Genomic DNA, 17,728 nt, shown 5'->3' with positions numbered 1-17,728 from the left:
TCACTCCTTGCTTTCCGCGCCGGACAGCGCTTCGACGACCTTCAGCAGGGCGGAGTGATCGAGCGAGCCGTGTCCCATCGCCCGTCCGGCGGCGACGAGCTGGGCGACCAGCCCGGTGATCGGCAGCGCGACGTCGGCCTGCCTGGCGGCGGCGAGCGCGATGCCCATGTCCTTGTGGTGCAGGTCGATCCGGAAACCCGGCGCGAATTCGCGCGCCACCATGGACTTCCGCTTGAGTTCGAGGATCCGGCTGCCCGCCAGGCCGCCCGCGAGGACGTCCAGCCCGACACCGGCGTCCACGCCGGACGCTTCGAGCAGCACGATCGCCTCGGCGATCAGTCCGTAGGTCCCGCCGACCACCAGCTGGTTCGCGGCCTTGACGACCTGGCCCGCACCGTGCGGCCCCACGTGGACGATCGTCTTGCCGACGGCCTCCAGGATCGGGAGCGCGGCCGCGAAATCGGCGTCGTCACCACCGGCCATAATGGACAGTGAGGCCTGCTCGGCGCCGGCCTGACCACCCGAAACAGGCGCGTCCAGCACGCGGATCTCCCGTTCGGCGGCCCGCTCGGCCACCTCGATGGAGGTCTCCGGCCGGATCGTGCTCATGTCGATCAGCAGGGTCCCCGGTTTCGCCGATTCCAGCACCCCGCCCGCCGCCAGGACGACGGCCTCGACCTGCGGATGGTTGGGCAGCATGGTGATCACGACCTCCGCGCCCGCGACGGCGTCCGTGACCCCGTTCGCCGCCCGGCCGCCCGCGGCTTCCAGCCTCGCGAGCGCGTCCGCGTTCGTGTCGAAGCCGCTCACCTCGTGGCCCGCGGCGACGAGATGTCCCGCCATCGGCCCGCCCATGATCCCCAGGCCGATGAATCCCAGCTTGGTCATGCCAGTCCCCTTCGTTCGAAAGGCAGCCACGACAGCGACTCCGCGCTCGGCCCGTCGGGTTTGTACTCCACGCCGACCTGCCCGCGGTAGCCCGCCGTCTGCAGCTTTTCCAGGTATCCCTCGATGTCCAGCGTTCCGGTCCCCGGCTGGTGGCGCCCTGGGGCATCGGCGATCTGCACATGGCCGATCCGTCCGGTGTGGACGGTCGTGACCGTGTCGAGGTCGTCACCGTTGACCGCCAGGTGGTACAGGTCAGCCAGCAGCTTCACGTTGTCCCGCCCGAGTTCGTCGAGCACCTTGAGCACGTCGTCCGCGGTCTTGAGCGGATACTTCTCCGCCCCCGACAACGGTTCCAGGACGATCTCCGCGTCGATCCGCGCGGCCGCGTCCGACGCGAGCGCCAGATTCGACAACCCCAGCTTGTCCTGCTCCGCCGGGTCCGCGCCGTCGATCCGGTTGCCGTAGAGCGCGTTGAACCGGCGGCAGCCGAGCCGCTCGCCGAGCTCGATCGCGGAGGCGATACCGGCGGCGAACTCGTCCTCGCGCCCGGGCCAGGTGACCAGACCGCGATCACCGCCCGCCATGTCGCCGGGGAAGAAGTTCAGCCCGGTCACCGCGACACCGGCCCGCTCGACCGACGCCACGAACGCATCGGCCTCGGCGGCGTCCGGCACCGGCGTCTCGAACGGCCACCAGTACTCGACAGCGGTGAAGCCCGCCGCCCGCGCCGCCTCCGCACGGTCGAGCAGCGGCAACTCGGTGAAGACCAGCGACAGGTTCAGCACATAGGGCAAGGCATGACGCGAACCGGCAAGATCAACCATCGAAACCTCAGCAATTTCGCTCTGCGGAAACTTTCTTTCGCATATCGAGAATAGCCCGCTGACCTGCCATCGGTCAACGGGCGGTATACCGGCAGAGGAGGGTGGGCGGGGCGCGAGCGTCGAGGGGCGGCGGTGAGAGGTCGGTCCGGTTGGTCGTGAGTGGCGATTCGGGTTAGAACCCGAATCGCCACTCACGACCACCCCGACCCACACGGAACCGGCGCCCTGGTCGCTCGAAGTACGTGAAGGCCTCCATCACTACGGTCAAGGTAGGCAAGGGGCCCTTCACGGCCCGGCCCCGTGAACGACCGCAGCCAGAAGCCGGTAGGTAACCAAAACACACTCGGTTTTAACCCGAATCGCCACTCACGACCCCCTCGACCCAGCACGGATCCGCCAGACGACAGCGTCGCGAAAGCGCCCTTCGCAACGTCCCGTCGAGCGGACTGGCGCTACGCCAATCGGGCAGACGACGCGAGGACTGCCGCCTCCTCGCACCTGGCGATCAGGTTTCAGCCGAGCCGCAGTTCCACAGTGGACACACGTGCTGCCACTGCTCAAGTCGCCCGGAAGTCCAGGCGTGGTCAGGCGAGACCGAGCGCGGGAAGACACTCCCGAACACCGGCCAGTTCGATGTCGTCGCGCCGGGCTCGTTCCCAGACGTCCCGGGTCAGCCGCCAGCACTGGATCTGCGCGACCTCGCCGCGGCGGGTGTCCCAGCTCGTGCCGTTCGGCTCGTAGCCCAGCGCGCGGGAAACCCGGTTGGAGGCGTTGTTGTCGGTGAACGCGTCGCTCGTCGCTTCCTGTGCGCCCAACCCTGCGAAGGCCAGATGCAGGACTGCCGCTCGCATCTCCGCCCCGATTCCACGCCCGCGCCGTCCTGGCGCCAGCCACGAGAAGGTCGAGACCGTCCCGAATTTGGCGAAGTCGGACCCGATCAGATCCTGCATTCCGATCGGTTCGCCGTCTTGCAGCACCACGAAGTACAGCCGCCAGAAGCTCGGGTCGACCCGCGCACGTCCGGCCCAGATACCGCGCAGCCACCGCCATTCACGGTCGGGACTGTCCGCGTACAGCGATATCGGATCGTCGAACGGCCATGGCGCGACATCGGCGACGCCGGCGCGGACGACCGGGACCAGCCGCTCCAGCAACTCGTCCGTCGCACCGGCCAAGGTCAGCCGCGGCGTCCGCACCTCGAGGTTCAGCGGGGGGTACGTGTGAGTCACTCTCGCGACGGTAAGCGGACCGGGCGGCCGAGCGCACGCGCTTTTCCGTCGGACCCCCTCGCTACCGTCGGCCGCATGGACACCACGCCTTTCCGGACCCAGGTCCCGGAGTCCGCACCCGTTGGCCGACTCGCCGGTGGCGCTGTGCGCGTGGATCGCCGAGAAGTTCCAGGCGTGGACGGATTGCGACGGCCATCCGGAGAACGCCCTGAGCCGGGACGCGATGCTCGACGACATCACGCTCTACTGGCTGACCGGCACCGGCGCCTCGTCCGCACGGCTGTACTGGGAAAGCTTCGCCGAGGTGTCGAGCTGGTTCTCCGATTCCACTGTGGACACGATCGCCGTGCCCACCGGCTGTTCGATCTTCCCGCGCGAGACCCCGCGCCCGTTCCGCCGCTGGGCCGAGCGCCGGTTCACCGACATCCGGTACTGGAACGAACTGGAGCGAGGCGGCCACTTCGCGGCCTTCGAGCAGCCGGGCGTCTTCACCGAGGAGGGGCGGTCGTTCTTCCGTCTCGTGCGGTGACCGCTTGACTGTGACACCGTGTCAGGCTGTCCGCTGGGAGCCGCCATGTTCAGTATCGGAGATTTCGCCAAACACGGCCGGGTGTCGGTCCGGATGCTGCGTCACTACGACGCCATCGGACTGCTGCGGCCCGCCCATGTCGACCCGTTCAGCGGTTACCGGTCCTATTCCGGCGACCAGCTGGCCCGACTCAACCGGGTGATCGCGCTCAAGGATCTCGGCTTCACCCTCACGCAGGTGCAGGAGATCCTCGACGCCGAGATCGGCGCGGACGAGCTGCGCGGGATGCTGCGGCTGCGACGGGCCGAACTCGAGGCGGCCATCGCCGCCGACGAGGCGCGGCTCAAGGCCGTCGAAGCGAGACTCCGTTCGATCGAAAGCGAGGGAACCATGCCTTCCGAAGACGTCGTAGTCAAAAGCCTGCCCGCGGTCCGTGTCGCCGAGCTGACCGGAACGGCGAGCGGTTACGTGAACGAAGAGATCGGGCCGGTCGTGCAGGGGCTGTACAAGGACCTCTTCGGGGCGCTCGGCCCGATCACGCCGTCGGGACCGCTCATCGCCTACTACGAGGACGACGCCGACGGCGAACGCGTCCTGATCCACGCCGCCGTCCCGATCTCGGCCGAAACCGACGGCACCGAAGGGTTTTCGACGGTGAGCCTCGCCGAAGTGCCGTCCGCCGCGACGATCCTGCACCGGGGCTCGATGGAGACCGTGCTCTCCAGCTACCAGGCGCTGGCGAAGTGGGTCGACGCGCACGGGTACCGCGCGAGCGGCCCGGCCCGGGAGTACTACCTCGAGTGCCCGGCCGACGGGGACAAGTGGGTCACCGAACTGCAGCAGCCGATCGTCACGGCCTGACCGCATCCGGCTCGTGAGTGGTAAAGACGGTTAGAACCGTCTTTACACTCACGAGCGGCTAGCCCAGGAAGTCGGTCAAGGCGGCGCGGAACTCCTCGGGCGCTTCCAGCCACGGCACGTGGCCGACACCCGGCAACCGCACCCGGGTCACCGAAGGCAGAGCGTGCTCCAGCGAGTCGACGGCCCATCGGGGCCGGGTGTCCGCCGTCCCGTCGATGATCAGCGTCGGCACCCGCAGAGACCGGCAAGCCGAGATCAGTGACTCCTCCGGCACCGTCCGCATCTCCTCGCTCAACGCGGCGTTCGCCTCGTAGTTGACCGGGAACCAGGGTGTCGCCATCGCCTCGGCGTGCCGCTCGCCGTCCGCCACGAAGTCGGCCGTCCACTGCAGCACCGCGAGTTCGCGGCCTAGATCGTGGCCCGCCGCGCGAAGCCCGGCCCACCGGGCGTGCCTCTCCCCCAGCGCGCGCTCGAAGTTCCGCTTGAACTCGGCGTGCCAGTCGTGGCCGAGTCCGACGCCCGACACGTAGACGAGCGCGCTCACCCGCTCCGGACGTGCGAGGGCGTAGAGCAGGCCGAGATGCGCGCCCCACGAATGCCCGAGCACCGCGACCCGGTCGAGCCCGTGCCACTCGCGGACGGCGTCGACGTCGGCCACCATCCGGTCGAGGGTGTACGGGCCACTGGGGTCGGAGCGCCCGGCGCCGCGCTGGTCCCACCGGATCAGCCGGAACCGCGGGCCGGGATCGAGCGTGCCGAACATGTCCCACAGGCCCGGGCCGCCGTGGCAGCACAGGATCGGTTCGCCCCGGCCGGTCGCCGAGGTCCACAGTTCACGGCCGTCGTCGGTGATCACCACGCGATTATCCGGTAGGCGTGATCGCCGTCGTTGGCTATCTTCCGCGACATGACGACGAACACGCCACCGCAGCGGAAGGCCACGCTCGCGGACGCGCCCGCCATCGCGGCGCTGATGCGGGCCTCGGTGCTGGAGTTGTTCCCCCGGTTCTACGACGAGCGGCAGACCGCGAGCGCGGCGGTGCACATCGCGCACCTCGACCTGCGGTTGATCGAGGACGGCACCTACTTCGTGCACGAGGCGGACGGCGAGATCGTCGCCTGCGGGGGCTGGAGCAGGCGCAACAAGATGCACGCCGGCTCCGGTGACGCGTCGGACGACGAACGCCCGCTCGACCCGGCCACCGAGCCCGCGCGGGTGCGCGCGATGTTCGTCCGCGGCGATTGGACCCGGCGCGGGCTCGGACGCGCGATCCTCGAGTCGTGCCGCCTCGCGGCGAAAGCCGAAGGATTCACGTCGCTGACGCTGACCGCGACCATGCCCGGCGTCCCGCTGTATCTGTCGTTCGGCTTCGAGGAAGTCGAACGGGTGACGGTGACGACGCCCGACGGCGTCGACGTCCCTGGCGCCGTCATGGCCAGGGACATCGACCAGCCGGATAGCATCGCAGGATGATCTCCGGGGCCACCGCACTCTCGTTCGTCTTGGTCTGCCTGCTCGGCGCGATGGCACCGGGCCCGGATTTCCTGGTGGTGACCCGGAGCGCGATCCTCGGCGGGCGCAAGGCCGGGATCGCCGCCGGACTCGGCATCGCGCTCGGCGTCTTCGTCTGGGTGGTCGCGATCGCCCTCGGCGTCGCGGCGATCCTCACCGCGTCGGCGATCGCCTTCACCGTGGTGAAACTGATCGGCGCCGCGTACCTGATCTTCCTCGGCGTCAAGGCGTGGCTGGCGGTGCGCCGCGGCGACTACGGCGAGCTCAAGGACAAGGTGGCACCCGTGGTCGCGCCCAAGGAGGCGTTCCGGCACGGACTGCTCACCAACCTGCTCAACCCGAAGGTCGCGGTCTTCTTCCTCGCGCTGCTGCCCCAGTTCCTCCCGCATTCGGCCACGACCGCGGAGACCCTGCAACTGGCGGCGCTGGCCACCACGGTCGCCGTCGTGTGGACCTTCGTCCTGGCGACGCTGGTCGGTTCCCTGCGGAAGTTCTTCGCCTCCGGCCGGGTGCGGCGCGGGATGGACGCGGTGATGGGCACCTTGCTCGTCGGGCTCGGCATCCGGGTCGCCGTCCAGAGCTGAGCGAAGGTGCCCATCACGCCACGTCAGAGCAGGGATTCGGCGGCGAGGCGGGTGCCTTCGACGCGGGCGGCGATCTTGGCGAACGCGGTCTCCCGCGACGTCGAGGTGTCGTCGGCGAACGGCGAGAACCCGCAGTCGTCACAGGTGCCCAGCCGGTCCGGCGAGATGAACCGCGCCGCCTGAAGCACGCGGTCCCGGATCTCCTCTGCGGTTTCGACGCGCGGGTCGATCGGGTCGGTCACGCCGACGAAGATCCGCTGGTCCGGCTGTGCGTGGGCGGCGATGACCTGCAGCGCCCGCTCCGGATCCGCCTCACTGGCCAGCTGCACGTAGACGTTGCCCACCTTCAACTGGAACAACGTCGGCAGCAACCCGGCGTAGTCGACGTCGAGGCTGTGCACCGAGTCCTGGTCGCCACCGGGGCAGGTGTGCACGCCGATCTTCTTCCGCTCCTCGTCGGAGAATCGTTCCAGCACGGCGTTGTTCAGATCCACGAAGGACTTCAGCAGCCCGCCGGAAGGGTCGAGCTTCAGCGACAGCCTGCCCTCGGTGAAGTCGATCTGAACGCTGTCCGCACCCGCATCGAGGCTGCGGCGGATATCGGCTTCCGCTTCGTTCACCAAGTCGGCGATGAACTGTTCTTTCGCATATCCCGCCAATTCCTCACCGGGATAGACGAGCCCTATCGCCGAAGCGGCGATCACCGCCTGCTTCACCGGTTTGGTGGCGTGTTTCTTGGCCTCGCGCAGATAGGAGTCGGCATAGGTCTGATAGCGGAACGGTCCGGCGGTGAGCCTCGGGAGCTGCCGGGTGTGCCCGTCCGCGAAGGGGATGACGACCCCGTCCGGCGCCAGCGAAGTGAGGCCTGCCAAAGGATACGTGGCGAAGCTCGGCTTGCCCTGTTCGCCGTCGGTGATGACCGGCGAGCCCGTCTCCTCCAGCCGCTTGATGGTGTCCACGAGGGCTTTTTCCTGCAACTCGCCGAGACCGTCGGCGTCGAGCCGCCCGGCCGCGTGCTCGCCGAGCGCTTCGACGAGATAGCCCGGACGGGGAATGCTGCCGATCGGTTCGGTGGGTATGGTCATTGCTCGCGTCCTCCCAGGTGAAGCGGCCACGGTCGCCTTGGCCGCAATCGCAGAAACTACCGATCTCTCCTCTCCTTGACGATCTTTCCGCGTGCGGTGACCACGAATGGCGCAACCATTCGGTCTACAAAGGATGTTCCGTTCGCCGACACGTATAGGTCGTTATACAAAAGTCGGTGAAATTCGATGCTTATCCGGTCCCGGTCCTGGGTATTCCGTGGTAGTCGACCGGCCGGGGCGCGCCGAAGGAGAACCGAGATGCTGAGCCATCACGATCGGCAAGAGCTGGAGAAGATCGAGCGCTGGTTCGAGCTGACCGAGCCGGCGCTGGCCGCCCGGCTCCGCTCCGGCAGGCCGGCACGACCGCCCCTGCTCCGGCTGACGGTCCTCCTGGGTCTCGACATCACCGCGGGCCTGTTGATGTTGCTGGGCATGGTGGTGAACAGCCCGGCCGTGCTGCTGCTCGGGATGATCACCGTGACCACGGCGGTGATCGTGCACCTGTCCCGGTTCGGGCGCGGCTGATCTTCTTCCCGCACGCCGGTAGAGTCCGGGCGATACGTCCGGTTCACTGGGAGGAAGACCATGCGGTTCATGATCATCATCAAGGCGGACGAGGATTCCGAAGCCGGGAAGATGCCGCCGATGGAGGCCTTGACCGCCATGGCGAAGTTCAACCAGGACATGCTCGACGCCGGGGTGCTGGTGGGCGGCGAGGGGCTGCAGGAGAGTTCGAAGGGCGCGAGGGTCACGGTCAACGCCGCCGGATCCACGGTCACCGACGGCCCGTTCACCGAAGCCAAGGAACTCGTCGGCGGTTTCTGGATCCTCGACGTCCCGTCGCGCGCTGAAGCGATCGAGTGGGCGAAGCGCTGTCCCACTCCCCCGCACGGCGACACCATCCTCGAGGTCCGCAAGATCCTCGAAGCCGAGGACTTCGGCGAGAACTTCACGCCGGAACTGCAGGAGAACGAGCAGCGGATGCGCGACGAGATCGCCGAACGGGCTTAGAGTCGCCTCATGGCCGTCCGGGAGTGGGTACTCCACGTCGACCTCGACCAGTTCATCGCGGCGGTCGAGGTCGCCCGGCGGCCTGAACTGCGCGGCAAACCCGTGGTCGTCGGCGGCACGGGCGATCCGGCCGAACGGGCCGTGGTGGCGACGGCGTCGTACGAAGCGCGGGAATTCGGCGTCCAGTCCGGGATGCCGTTGCGGACGGCCGCGAAACGCTGCCCCGACGCGGTCTTCCTGGCCACGGACGCGCCCGCGTACCAGGAAGTCTCCGATCGGGTGATGGCGACGCTGCGGGAACTCCCGGTGGTCGTCGAGGTACTCGGCTGGGACGAGGCGTTCCTCGGCGTCGCCACCGACGACCCCGAAACGCTCGCCGCCGACATCCGGCGAGTGGTGACCGAGGAGACCGGGCTGTCGTGCTCGGTCGGCATCGGGGACAACAAGCTGCGCGCCAAACTCGCCACCGGATTCGCCAAACCGGCCGGGATCTTCCGGCTCGTCCAGGAGAACTGGTGGGACGTCATGGCCGAGAAGCCGACGGACGCGCTGTGGGGCATCGGCGCCAAGACCACGAAGAAGCTCGCCGAGGCCGGCTATCACACCGTGCTGGAACTGGCGGGCGCCGACCCGGCCGGGCTCGCCGCGCGGTTCGGCCCGAAACTCGGCCCGTGGTACCGGATCCTCGCCGGGGGAATCGGCGACGCCGAGGTCACCGCGACGCCCTACGTGGCGCGATCCCGCAGCCGCGAGACGACGTTCCAGCAGAACCTGACCGATCCCGGGGCCATGGCCGCCGAGGTCGTCGCGCTGGCGAAACGCGTTTCCCAGGACGTCGCCGAGGAAGGCAGGCCCGCCGCGCGGATCGCGGTCAAGGTCCGGTTCGCGCCGTTCCTGACCCACACCCACAGCGTGACCCTGCCCGCCCCGACCGCGGACCCCGCCGAGATCGAGAAGGCGGCGCTGGCCGTGCTCGACCTGTTCGACCTCGGCAGACCGGTCCGTCTGCTGGGCGTCCGGGCCGAATTCCCCTCGACGGTGGCGCGATCCGCGTCGCCTTGACAGCGCTCGCGGCGCTTTGCCATTCTGGTTTCGGGCCGAGAGGCGCTGCGACGGAATTCTTCCGCCACGCTCGGCCCGCTGCGACAGACGTAAGGGCGCCTCCCACTGCGGAGGTGCCTTTCTTGCGTCGAAACCCTTTTCCGGCCGTCGTCGTCGAGGCCGTGCGCTGAACGACCCCCGCATTGACCCCGTTCTTCCCGCCACCGGCGAGAAGAACCGCTTCACCTTGCCTTCCTGATGAATGGAGAACCAGTGAGCCCCACCCTGTCCAAGGTCAACGGGATCGAATTCGCCGTCGCCGACCTCTCCCTCGCCGAGGCCGGCCGCAAGCAGCTGCGCCTCGCCGAGGTCGAGATGCCCGGCTTGATGGCGCTGCGCCGTGAATACGCCGACTCGCAGCCCCTCAAGGGCGCGCGGGTCGCGGGCTCGCTGCACATGACCGTTCAGACCGCCGTGCTGATCGAGACGCTCGTCGCACTGGGCGCCGAAGTGCGCTGGGTGTCCTGCAACATCTTCTCCACGCAGGACGAGGCCGCCGCGGCCGTCGTCGTCGGCCCGAACGGAACCGTCGACGCGCCTTCGGGCTCCGCGGTGTTCGCGTGGAAGGGCGAGACCCTGGCCGAGTACTGGTGGTGCACCGACCAGCTCTTCGACTTCGGCGACGGCCGTCTCCCGAACATGATCCTCGACGACGGCGGCGACGCGACCCTGCTGATCCACAAGGGTGTCGAGTTCGAGGCCGCCGGCGCCGTCCCGCAGGCGACCGAGGAAGACCCCGAGGAGTACACCCTCGTCCTGCGCACGCTGACCGAAAGCATCGCGCGCGACGCGGGCCGGTTCACCCGCATCGCCAATGAGGTCCGCGGCGTCACCGAGGAGACCACCAACGGCGTCAAGCGGCTCTACAAGCTCGCCAAGGACGGCGAGCTGCTGTTCCCGGCGATGAACGTCAACGACTCGGTGACGAAGTCGAAATTCGACAACAAGTACGGCATCCGTCACTCGCTCATCGACGGTCTCAACCGCGGCACCGACGTGATGATCGCGGGCAAGGTCGCCGTCATCTGCGGCTACGGCGACGTCGGCAAGGGCGCGGTGGAATCGCTGCGGGGCCAGGGCGCCCGCGTGGTCGTCACCGAGATCGACCCGATCTGCGCGCTGCAGGCGGCGATGGAGGGCCTCGACGTCGTGGAGCTCGACGACGTCGTCGAGCGCGGCGACATCTTCATCACCACCACCGGCAACTTCGACATCATCATGGCCGACCAGATGGCCAAGATGAAGCACAACGCGATCGTCGCGAACGTCGGCCACTTCGACAACGAGATCGACATGGCCGGGCTCGCGAAGATCCCGGGCATCGAGAAGATCGAGATCAAGCCGCAGGTGCACGAGTGGGTCTTCCCCGCGACGGCCGACCGCGAGCAGCACTCCATCCTCGTGCTGTCCGAAGGCAGGCTGATGAACCTCGGGAACGCCACCGGCCACCCGAGCTTCGTCATGTCGAACTCCTTCACCAACCAGACGATCGCGCAGATCGAGCTGTTCACGAAGCAGGGCCAGTACGCCACCGACGTCCACGTGCTGCCGAAGCACCTCGACGAGAAGGTGGCCCGCCTGCACCTCGACGCACTGGGCGTCCGGCTGACGAAGCTGACCAAGCGCCAGGCCGAGTACATCGGCGTGGACGTCGAAGGCCCGTACAAGCTGGACCACTACCGCTACTGAGGTCCGGTACGGCTCGTGAGTGGTAAGGACGGTTCTAACCGTCGTTATTGCTTGCCTACTCGCGACCAGGGCGAAGGTGGTGTCCGCGACGACACGGTCGAGCGTGGAGGATTCGGGACGTTCAACGTCCCGAATCCTCCCCACTCACACAGCCGGCAGGCAGGCAAAACGGGTCCACCAGAACCGCACCTACCACTCACGAGGCCCGGCGCCGATCGCGAACCGCCGTCCGCCTTCAACCCCTTCTGTGACACCTGACGCACCGCACCGGAGCACTAGGCCGAATGCGTGAAAACTACGGCCGGATGGACCTGTTTCCCGTGGCGTGAACCGGGAATCCCTTATGTAGCCACACCCCGGCATCACCTTGGCCGGGCGACTACGAAGGAGAAGGTGCCCCCGTGATCATTCTCGGCGTCATCCTGATTGTCATCGGTGTCATCGCCAGCATCCCCGTTCTGTACTCGATCGGGATCGCGCTCGCGGTCATCGGCATCATCCTGGCCGTTCTCGGGAACACCGGGAAGGCCATCGGCGGTCGCGCCCACTGGTTCTGAGCACCGGACCACAGCTGATACCGAGCCCCCGGTACCAGCGTTGAGACAGACCGGGCACCCGGCGTTCCCCTCACGCCGGGTGCCCGGTCTGTTTTCGTTCTCGGCCCGCCGGGTATCCACTCGGGACGAGACGAAGGAGGAAAATCGATGGCCGGAACGGATCCTCGCCCGTATCTGACCGAGGTGGACTACCCGTGCGGACGTGACGAACTCTTGCGGGCCGCCGCGGCGGCCGGAGCGGGCGACGACGTACTCGGCCCACTGGGAGCTCTTCCCGCGAGTGACTACGCGGATGGAGATGGGGTGTGGGACGCGCTGGGCACCCACGAGGGAAGCACTACGACATGAAGGGGCCCCCCGGCTCCGAGGGGGAGGGAGAGCCGGAGGACCCCGTCATAGTTAACACATTTCCGGCCACGATGTACACGAATGCATACACCTTCGAGTGGCAATCGGTCCCGATCTTCCGAATCGGGCCGGACTGGTGTATTGACCGCTGGTCAAGAAGCCCGCAGCAACTGCCGGGCCTCCACCACGGCGCAGGTGCAGCCCCCGTCGACGTCGAAACAGTCGATCGTCAGCGTGTGCCGGGCGAAGTCGAAGTCGACGCAGCCGTCTTCGCTGCATTCGGTGAAACCACCGTCCAGGTGGACCACGAGGGTTCCGTGGCAGTGGTCGAGTCCGCCGGCGCAGAACGCGCACTCCATGCTCATGCCGCCTCTCGGAAAAGTTCTCCTCGGTTGCCTTACTACCACCGAGGGGCGACAAATCCTGGCATGACGACGGCGTGTCGCCGGACCCGGCCGGGTGACACCGGGCACAACAGTCCACAAAGGAGAGTCAGGCGCTCTTCGGGGTTCGCTTGGCGGAGGCGGGTTTCTTGGCCGCGGTGGCCTTCTTGGCCGCCGTCGGCTTCCGGCTCTTCTTCGCCTCGCTCACGCTGGCCTGCAGGGCCTCCATGAGGTCGACGACGTCGGCCTTCGCCCCGACGGCCTTCGGTTTGGCCGTCTCGTTCCCGGCGGCCTTGGCCTCGATCATGGCCTCCAGCGCCTCGCGGTAGGAGTCGTTGTACTTCTCGTGCTCGAACACAGGCTCCGAAAGCGAGTCGATCAGGGAGCCCGCCATCGTCAGTTCCTGGGGCCTCACCTGCGGAGGATCGTCGTGCAGGAAGCCGAAGTCCGGGACACGGACCTCGTCGGGCCACAGCATCGTCGTCATCATCAGGACGTCGCTGTGCACCCGCAGGATCGCGAGCGTCTCCCGCTGCCGGATGGCGACCTTCGCGATCGCCACATGGCTCGCCTTCTCCAGCGCGTCACGCAGGACCACGTACGGCTTGACGGCGTTCTTCTGCGGTTCGAGGTAGTAGGTCTTGTCGAAGTGGATCGGGTCGATGGACTCCAGCGGCACGAACTCGAGCACGTCGATCGCCCGCGACGACGCCAGCGGCAGCTCCGACATGTCCTCGTCGGTGAGCACGACCATCTCGCCGTCGGGCAGTTCGTAGCCCTTGGCGATCTCGGCGTAGGGCACTTCCTCGCCGTCGATCGTGCAGAACCGCTTGTACTGGATGCGGCCGCCGTCGGCCTCGTGCACCTGGCGCAGCGAGACGTTCTTGTTCTCGGTGGCCGCATAGAGCTGGATCGGGATGCTCACCAGCCCGAAGGACACCGAGCCCTTCCACATCGAACGCATCGCGCCGCACCTCCACCGCCGTCACCGACCGTACTCACGCTCGGTAACAACGGTAGCCCGAAACGGCGCACCGCGACAGTCCCGCCAACCCGATCGCGGGACTACCGCGGTCCCGGAATCACGCTTCGGCCAGGTACTTCTCCGCCTTCGCCGGATCGAAGAACCAGTGCTGGAAGTCGGTCGGATCGGAGAACCCGTCCGCGAATCGCTTCGCCACGGCGGGGTTCTCCCCCGCCGCGCCGATGATCTGGAGCACGTGCGGGGGCGGCGGCTGCAGCATCGCGTTGGTCCAGGTCGTCACGTGCTGGGCGTACTCCCAGTACTTCTCGAACGACGCGGTCATCCACTCCTCGTCGAACGGCTTGTCCCCGCGATCGAGGATCGAGTCCAGATAGGACGCCGCGCAGTGGCTCGCGTTGTTGGAGCCCTGACCGGTGATCGGGTCGTTGGCCACCACGACGTCGGCCATGCCGAGCACCACGGTGCCCGAGGGCAGCTTGCCGACCGCGTTCCGCACGACCGGGGTGTACCCGCCCGCCAGCGTCGACTTCTCGTCGGTCAGCACGGCGTTGCGCGAGCGCTCGTACTCCCACGGGAGGAACTGCTTCATCAGCGAAAGGATCCGGTCGAGATGCTGCTGTGGCGACGGCCGGTCGCCCCAGCAGTCGAGCGGGCCGCCGGGGACGCCCTCGAAGAACAGGATGTCGCAGTTCCCGCTCAGCGTGTACGCGGGGATCATGAACAGCTCGCCGACGCCCGGGATGATGTTGAAGCGCACCGCCGCCTTGTCCGGATGCTCCGGCCGGGGCTCCAGACCGTGCACGTAAGCCAGCGAAAGAGCGCGCTGGGGCTCCGTGTACGGCGACCGCTCCGGGATCCGGTCGAACAGCTGGACCAGCTCGCCCTTGCCCGCCGCGATGACGACGAGGTCGTACAGCTTCGCCAGCGGCGCCAGGTCCGAGGTGGTGACGCCGTGGATGACGACCTTGCCGCCGCGGTCCTCCACCAGCTCCAGCCAGGCGGCCATCTTCACCCGCTGGTCCACCGACTGCGCGTAGTGCTCCAACGGGGCGAACCAGTCCAGCACCCGGCTGGAATCCGGTCCGGCGATGGACACGCCGAGTCCTTCGACCCGGACGGTCTCGTCCTCCCACAGGTTCAGCTTGTGGTCCCGCTCGTGCTGCAGGGCGGAGTGGAACATGCACTGGGTCGACATCACCTTGCCGGACCGGATCTCGTCCGGCGTCCTCGCCGACATCACCGTGACGTCGTAGTCGTGGTCCAGCAGGCTCAAGGCGAGTTGCAACCCCGACTGCCCGGCACCGACGATCAGAACCTTGCGCATCCTCGACATTCCTCCCAGAACCGTCAGCTGAGTGCGAACTCGCGGCCCGGCCCGGAGACCACCGCGAGGGACAACGTGTGCGTCACGAGTTCCTGCAGGGTCGCGACCGTGGACTTCGGATCGCGGGCGTCGCAGGTGACCAGCGGGATGTCCGGGGACAGCGCGAGGGCGTCGCGAACCTCTTCGAGGTCGTGCACCGGCATCCCCTCGAACTGGTTGACCGCGACGATGAACGGCAGGTCGGAGTCGTTCTCGAAGTAGTTGATCGCCGCGAACGACTGGTCGATCCGGCTGGTGTCGACCAGCACGACGGCGCCGAGCGCGCCGCGCGAGAGGTCGTCCCAGAGGAACCAGAACCGGGCCTGGCCGGGGGTGCCGAACAGGTACAGGAGCAGGTCTTCGCGGAGGGTGATCCGGCCGAAGTCCATCGCGACCGTGGTGGTGGATTTGGTTCCGGGCGGCACGAGCTCGTCGACCCCGGCGCCCGCCTCGGTCATCCAAGCCTCGTTGCTCAGGGGCGGGACCTCGGAGACGGCGCCGACGAACGTCGTCTTGCCCACGCCGAATCCACCGGCGACGACGATCTTGGCGGAGATCGCCAAGAGGTCGGCGTCAGACCGGGAGGCGCTTGAGTCCATCGAGGATCCTCTCGAGCACGTTCGTATCGTGGTTGTAGGCGTGGGCCGTCGGGTGCACGAAGACGGCGCCCTGGGTGGCGAGGTCGCCGATGAGCACGCGGACCACGCCCAGTGGCAGGTCCAGTCCCACCGAAAGCTCGGCGATCGACGAGCGTTCGCGGGCGCGCTCGTACAGCGAGCGCGATTCGGGCATCAGCGCTTCGGACAGCGCCGGGTCGTAGCGCGGGACCGAGATCAGGGTCTCCACCAGCAGCAGATGGCTGCTCTTGGTGCGGCCGCCGGTCAGCGCGTACGGCCGGATTCTGCGGCTGCGCATCTTGACCGGCCGGTCCGGAGCTTGGTCGCTGGACACGGTCATCCCTTCCTTCTCCGGATTCTCAGGCCTGCGGCCGTCGGGCGGTCAGGACCTGCCGGAGTCCCGCTCGCACCTCGGGAGTGAGGGCGTGGCCGGCGTTGGTGATGAACTGGGTCATCTCGTAGGCGACGACCTTCATGTCGCAGTCGGGTTCGGTGAGCACGGCGAGCCCCGCCTCGGCGCCGATCCCCATGAACAGGAAGTACCCGCGGGTGAGCCGGATGATGATCTGCTCGCAGTTGCCCTTGCCGAACAGCGCGGCGCTGTTGCCCGCGAGGCTGAGCAGGCCGCTCGCGATGGCGGCGAGCTGCTCCGCGTCGTCACTGGACACCGATTCCGAAGCGGTCAAAGGGAAACCGTCGACGGACATGATCAGCGCGTGGCTCGCACCATGCACCTTGCGCACGAAGTCGTCGAGCAGCCACGTGAAATCCGTGGTCGCGTCCTGGGCGGTCACTGGGTGTTTCCTCCGGTCTCGCGCTCGTGCCGGTCGTCGAGGGCGGCGCGCTCGCCGTCGGAGAAGGCATCGAGGTCGGCCAGCAGCGCCGAGTGCCCGTCCGCCGCGTCGACGGGCGGGGTGGTCGGCGGGGCCGGTTCGTCGGGCAAAGTCCTGATACTGCGGGAAACCCGGCGCGGCAGGCCGCTCGCCGTGGTCCCGCCGTCGGTGGGCGGCGGGAAGGCCGCGCGCGGACGCGGGCTGGGCTTGCGTTCCGGTTCCGACGTCGTCGGCGCGGCCGGGCGCCGCCTCGGCAGCGTGGACGTCGTCGCGGCGGGGCTTCCCACGTGTGTTCCGTTGGTGATCCTGGTCTGCGGCAGGACCACCGTCTGCGAACCGGACCACTGCTTCTCGGCCAGTTCCGAGACCACCGGCACCGGCAGCAGCACGGTGGCGACCGTGCCGTGCGGGGTGCGGCGGTCGAGCTTGACGGTGATCTCGTGCCGGTCGGCGAGCCTGCCGACGACCGCGAGTCCCATGTGCCGCACCGAATCGTCGTCGAGCACGGCACCGGCGGCGAGGCGTTCGTTCAGCACCGCGAGGCGTTCCGGCGGCATGCCGATGCCTTCGTCCTCGATGCGGATCAGCACGCTCCCCTGTTCGGTGAGGTGCGCGCTGACGCTGACCGGCGAACTCGGCGACGACTGGTTCGCCGCGTTGTCGAACAGTTCCGCGAGGATCCGGCTGACGTCTTCGGCGGCGAAGCCGACGACGCCGAGCGAAACGACGCGGCCGATGGTGATCCGCGAGTAGTGGTCGATCGACGACATCGCAGCCCGCATCACGTCCAGCACGGACGAGATCCCGGCCGCCGTGTCGTCGGCGTCCCGGCCGGCGAGCACGCGCAGGTTCTCGGCGTTGCGCCGCAGGCGGGTCGCCAGGTGGTCGAGCCGGTAGAGCTCGGCGAGGCGGTCGGAGTTCTCCTCCCCCGCCTCCATCGTCTCCAGCTGCGCGAGCAGCTGGTCGAGCAGATTGAGGTCGCGCAACGCGACATTGGAGCAGACACCGGCGAGCGCGCCGGCGTCCGGCGCTTCCACGGCCGGCCGCTGTTCCACCACCGGTTCGGCGGCGGGTGCCCCGGAGGGGGCGTGTCGGGGCGGCGCGGCGAGGAACTGAGCCGCGGCGACCCGGGAGCGGTCCAGAAGAACCCGTGAGCGGTCAAGCAAGCCTCGAGCCCGCGTCACCATGTGCTTCCACTTCTTTCTCTTCGCGTACCCGGACTCGTCTGCAACTCCCCAGTGACAACGTCCGACATGCAAGCAGACGGAACAATCGGTGTCCACAACCGGTTTCCGTTCAACCGCTGGCAGTGACGTGGTAACGAAAGC

Annotated in this window: 21 protein-coding genes and 1 pseudogene; 10 read left to right on the top strand and 12 right to left on the bottom strand. The window is 68.1% G+C overall.

Translation table 11 applies throughout. The annotated features are described in order from the left end of the window. The 3 genes from ACLJRM_RS20660 to ACLJRM_RS20650 all read right to left on the bottom strand — a co-directional run bounded on the left by ACLJRM_RS20660 (position 1) and on the right by ACLJRM_RS20650 (position 2,941). The gene (locus ACLJRM_RS20660; protein WP_410600886.1) at positions 1 to 888 is read right to left on the bottom strand and encodes a 2-hydroxy-3-oxopropionate reductase; all 888 of its coding nucleotides are present in this window, start codon (positions 886 to 888) and stop codon (positions 1 to 3) included. Further along, entirely contained in the window at positions 885 to 1,712 is an 828-nt protein-coding gene (locus ACLJRM_RS20655) for a hydroxypyruvate isomerase family protein (protein ID WP_410663997.1), read from the bottom strand. The genes ACLJRM_RS20660 and ACLJRM_RS20655 overlap by 4 nt, the downstream gene beginning before the upstream one ends. Positions 1,713 to 2,296: 584 nt before the next feature. Further along, positions 2,297 to 2,941, bottom strand: a complete 645-nt coding sequence (locus ACLJRM_RS20650) for a GNAT family N-acetyltransferase (RefSeq protein ID WP_410663996.1) — start codon at positions 2,939 to 2,941, stop codon at positions 2,297 to 2,299. A gap of 115 nt (positions 2,942 to 3,056) precedes the next feature. Between ACLJRM_RS20650 and ACLJRM_RS20645 the strand changes: the two are divergent. Further along, positions 3,057 to 3,470, top strand: a pseudogene (locus tag ACLJRM_RS20645) (epoxide hydrolase); the annotation flags it as partial. A gap of 45 nt (positions 3,471 to 3,515) precedes the next feature. Then, positions 3,516 to 4,331 carry a MerR family transcriptional regulator gene (locus ACLJRM_RS20640; protein ID WP_410663995.1) on the top strand — a complete coding sequence of 272 codons (816 nt, stop codon included), beginning with the start codon at positions 3,516 to 3,518 and terminating at the stop codon, positions 4,329 to 4,331. 58 nt (positions 4,332 to 4,389) lie between these two features. Here ACLJRM_RS20640 and ACLJRM_RS20635 read toward each other — a convergent pair whose 3' ends face one another. Beyond that, positions 4,390 to 5,187, bottom strand: coding sequence for an alpha/beta fold hydrolase (locus tag ACLJRM_RS20635; protein WP_410663994.1), 798 nt, complete (start codon positions 5,185 to 5,187; stop codon positions 4,390 to 4,392). A 51-nt stretch (positions 5,188 to 5,238) separates the two neighbouring features. Here ACLJRM_RS20635 and ACLJRM_RS20630 point away from each other — a divergent pair, with 51 nt between their 5' ends. Next, positions 5,239 to 5,805: a GNAT family N-acetyltransferase gene (locus tag ACLJRM_RS20630; RefSeq protein WP_410663993.1), complete on the top strand. Its 567-nt coding sequence runs from the start codon at positions 5,239 to 5,241 to the stop codon at positions 5,803 to 5,805. After that, positions 5,802 to 6,428, top strand: a complete 627-nt coding sequence (locus tag ACLJRM_RS20625) for a LysE family translocator (protein ID WP_410663992.1) — start codon at positions 5,802 to 5,804, stop codon at positions 6,426 to 6,428. The genes ACLJRM_RS20630 and ACLJRM_RS20625 overlap by 4 nt, the downstream gene beginning before the upstream one ends. 23 nt (positions 6,429 to 6,451) lie before the next feature. Here ACLJRM_RS20625 and ACLJRM_RS20620 read toward each other — a convergent pair whose 3' ends face one another. Then, positions 6,452 to 7,513 carry a cobalamin-independent methionine synthase II family protein gene (locus tag ACLJRM_RS20620; RefSeq protein ID WP_410663991.1) on the bottom strand — a complete coding sequence of 354 codons (1,062 nt, stop codon included), beginning with the start codon at positions 7,511 to 7,513 and terminating at the stop codon, positions 6,452 to 6,454. Between the two features lie 258 nt (positions 7,514 to 7,771). Here ACLJRM_RS20620 and ACLJRM_RS20615 point away from each other — a divergent pair, with 258 nt between their 5' ends. The 6 genes from ACLJRM_RS20615 to ACLJRM_RS20590 all read left to right on the top strand — a co-directional run bounded on the left by ACLJRM_RS20615 (position 7,772) and on the right by ACLJRM_RS20590 (position 12,219). Continuing rightward, complete coding sequence (locus ACLJRM_RS20615) at positions 7,772 to 8,038, top strand: DUF3040 domain-containing protein (RefSeq protein WP_410663990.1); 267 nt, start codon at positions 7,772 to 7,774, stop codon at positions 8,036 to 8,038. 60 nt (positions 8,039 to 8,098) lie between these two features. Next, positions 8,099 to 8,524 carry a YciI family protein gene (locus tag ACLJRM_RS20610; protein WP_410600877.1) on the top strand — a complete coding sequence of 142 codons (426 nt, stop codon included), beginning with the start codon at positions 8,099 to 8,101 and terminating at the stop codon, positions 8,522 to 8,524. Between the two features lie 9 nt (positions 8,525 to 8,533). Further along, positions 8,534 to 9,586 carry a DNA polymerase IV gene (locus ACLJRM_RS20605; protein WP_410663989.1) on the top strand — a complete coding sequence of 351 codons (1,053 nt, stop codon included), beginning with the start codon at positions 8,534 to 8,536 and terminating at the stop codon, positions 9,584 to 9,586. A gap of 252 nt (positions 9,587 to 9,838) precedes the next feature. Beyond that, complete coding sequence (gene ahcY / locus ACLJRM_RS20600; protein WP_410663988.1) at positions 9,839 to 11,314, top strand: adenosylhomocysteinase; 1,476 nt, start codon at positions 9,839 to 9,841, stop codon at positions 11,312 to 11,314. Between the two features lie 401 nt (positions 11,315 to 11,715). After that, positions 11,716 to 11,871 carry a DUF6131 family protein gene (locus ACLJRM_RS20595; protein WP_167480014.1) on the top strand — a complete coding sequence of 52 codons (156 nt, stop codon included), beginning with the start codon at positions 11,716 to 11,718 and terminating at the stop codon, positions 11,869 to 11,871. Positions 11,872 to 12,018: 147 nt separating this feature from the next. After that, a complete protein-coding gene (locus tag ACLJRM_RS20590) occupies positions 12,019 to 12,219 on the top strand; it encodes a DUF2795 domain-containing protein (RefSeq protein WP_410663987.1) in 201 nt (66 codons plus the stop codon). Positions 12,220 to 12,371: 152 nt separating this feature from the next. On the opposite strand, the gene ACLJRM_RS20585 is transcribed toward ACLJRM_RS20590, so the two are convergent. The 7 genes from ACLJRM_RS20585 to ACLJRM_RS20555 form a co-directional block, all read right to left on the bottom strand. Next, positions 12,372 to 12,584 carry a hypothetical protein gene (locus tag ACLJRM_RS20585; protein ID WP_410663986.1) on the bottom strand — a complete coding sequence of 71 codons (213 nt, stop codon included), beginning with the start codon at positions 12,582 to 12,584 and terminating at the stop codon, positions 12,372 to 12,374. Between the two features lie 127 nt (positions 12,585 to 12,711). Then, positions 12,712 to 13,566: a Ku protein gene (locus tag ACLJRM_RS20580; RefSeq protein WP_410600873.1), complete on the bottom strand. Its 855-nt coding sequence runs from the start codon at positions 13,564 to 13,566 to the stop codon at positions 12,712 to 12,714. Positions 13,567 to 13,684: 118 nt separating this feature from the next. Further along, complete coding sequence (locus tag ACLJRM_RS20575) at positions 13,685 to 14,911, bottom strand: styrene monooxygenase/indole monooxygenase family protein (RefSeq protein WP_101613150.1); 1,227 nt, start codon at positions 14,909 to 14,911, stop codon at positions 13,685 to 13,687. Positions 14,912 to 14,934: 23 nt separating this feature from the next. Next, a complete protein-coding gene (locus tag ACLJRM_RS20570; RefSeq protein WP_101607386.1) occupies positions 14,935 to 15,549 on the bottom strand; it encodes a GTP-binding protein in 615 nt (204 codons plus the stop codon). Further along, positions 15,524 to 15,907, bottom strand: a complete 384-nt coding sequence (locus tag ACLJRM_RS20565) for a DUF742 domain-containing protein (protein WP_101607385.1) — start codon at positions 15,905 to 15,907, stop codon at positions 15,524 to 15,526. Before ACLJRM_RS20565 ends, ACLJRM_RS20570 begins: the two co-directional genes overlap by 26 nt. Positions 15,908 to 15,926: 19 nt before the next feature. Further along, complete coding sequence (locus ACLJRM_RS20560) at positions 15,927 to 16,361, bottom strand: roadblock/LC7 domain-containing protein (protein ID WP_005159022.1); 435 nt, start codon at positions 16,359 to 16,361, stop codon at positions 15,927 to 15,929. Further along, a complete protein-coding gene (locus ACLJRM_RS20555; protein ID WP_410663985.1) occupies positions 16,358 to 17,587 on the bottom strand; it encodes a sensor histidine kinase in 1,230 nt (409 codons plus the stop codon). Before ACLJRM_RS20555 ends, ACLJRM_RS20560 begins: the two co-directional genes overlap by 4 nt. Between the last annotated feature and the right edge of the window lie 141 nt (positions 17,588 to 17,728).

Origin of the sequence: Amycolatopsis sp. lyj-84 (assembly GCF_046549075.1) — a bacterium.
In the GTDB taxonomy this organism is placed as follows: Bacteria; Actinomycetota; Actinomycetes; order Mycobacteriales; family Pseudonocardiaceae; genus Amycolatopsis.
Note: the sequence above shows the minus strand (reverse complement) of the source record. Positions and strands in the feature narration are given on the sequence as shown.

Excerpts from the sequence above, each read along its gene's own strand:
- ACLJRM_RS20660 (WP_410600886.1), bottom strand. The coding sequence starts at position 888 with ATGACCAAGCTGGGATTCATCGGCCTGGGGATCATGGGCGGGCCGATG.
- ACLJRM_RS20655 (WP_410663997.1), bottom strand. The coding sequence starts at position 1,712 with ATGGTTGATCTTGCCGGTTCGCGTCATGCCTTGCCCTATGTGCTGAAC.
- ACLJRM_RS20640 (WP_410663995.1), top strand. The coding sequence starts at position 3,516 with ATGTTCAGTATCGGAGATTTCGCCAAACACGGCCGGGTGTCGGTCCGG.
- ACLJRM_RS20630 (WP_410663993.1), top strand. The coding sequence starts at position 5,239 with ATGACGACGAACACGCCACCGCAGCGGAAGGCCACGCTCGCGGACGCG.
- ACLJRM_RS20625 (WP_410663992.1), top strand. The coding sequence starts at position 5,802 with ATGATCTCCGGGGCCACCGCACTCTCGTTCGTCTTGGTCTGCCTGCTC.
- ACLJRM_RS20620 (WP_410663991.1), bottom strand. The coding sequence starts at position 7,513 with ATGACCATACCCACCGAACCGATCGGCAGCATTCCCCGTCCGGGCTAT.
- ACLJRM_RS20615 (WP_410663990.1), top strand. The coding sequence starts at position 7,772 with ATGCTGAGCCATCACGATCGGCAAGAGCTGGAGAAGATCGAGCGCTGG.
- ACLJRM_RS20610 (WP_410600877.1), top strand. The coding sequence starts at position 8,099 with ATGCGGTTCATGATCATCATCAAGGCGGACGAGGATTCCGAAGCCGGG.
- ACLJRM_RS20605 (WP_410663989.1), top strand. The coding sequence starts at position 8,534 with ATGGCCGTCCGGGAGTGGGTACTCCACGTCGACCTCGACCAGTTCATC.
- ACLJRM_RS20590 (WP_410663987.1), top strand. The coding sequence starts at position 12,019 with ATGGCCGGAACGGATCCTCGCCCGTATCTGACCGAGGTGGACTACCCG.
- ACLJRM_RS20585 (WP_410663986.1), bottom strand. The coding sequence starts at position 12,584 with ATGAGCATGGAGTGCGCGTTCTGCGCCGGCGGACTCGACCACTGCCAC.
- ACLJRM_RS20580 (WP_410600873.1), bottom strand. The coding sequence starts at position 13,566 with ATGCGTTCGATGTGGAAGGGCTCGGTGTCCTTCGGGCTGGTGAGCATC.
- ACLJRM_RS20575 (WP_101613150.1), bottom strand. The coding sequence starts at position 14,911 with ATGCGCAAGGTTCTGATCGTCGGTGCCGGGCAGTCGGGGTTGCAACTC.
- ACLJRM_RS20570 (WP_101607386.1), bottom strand. The coding sequence starts at position 15,549 with ATGGACTCAAGCGCCTCCCGGTCTGACGCCGACCTCTTGGCGATCTCC.
- ACLJRM_RS20565 (WP_101607385.1), bottom strand. The coding sequence starts at position 15,907 with ATGACCGTGTCCAGCGACCAAGCTCCGGACCGGCCGGTCAAGATGCGC.
- ACLJRM_RS20555 (WP_410663985.1), bottom strand. The coding sequence starts at position 17,587 with ATGGTGACGCGGGCTCGAGGCTTGCTTGACCGCTCACGGGTTCTTCTG.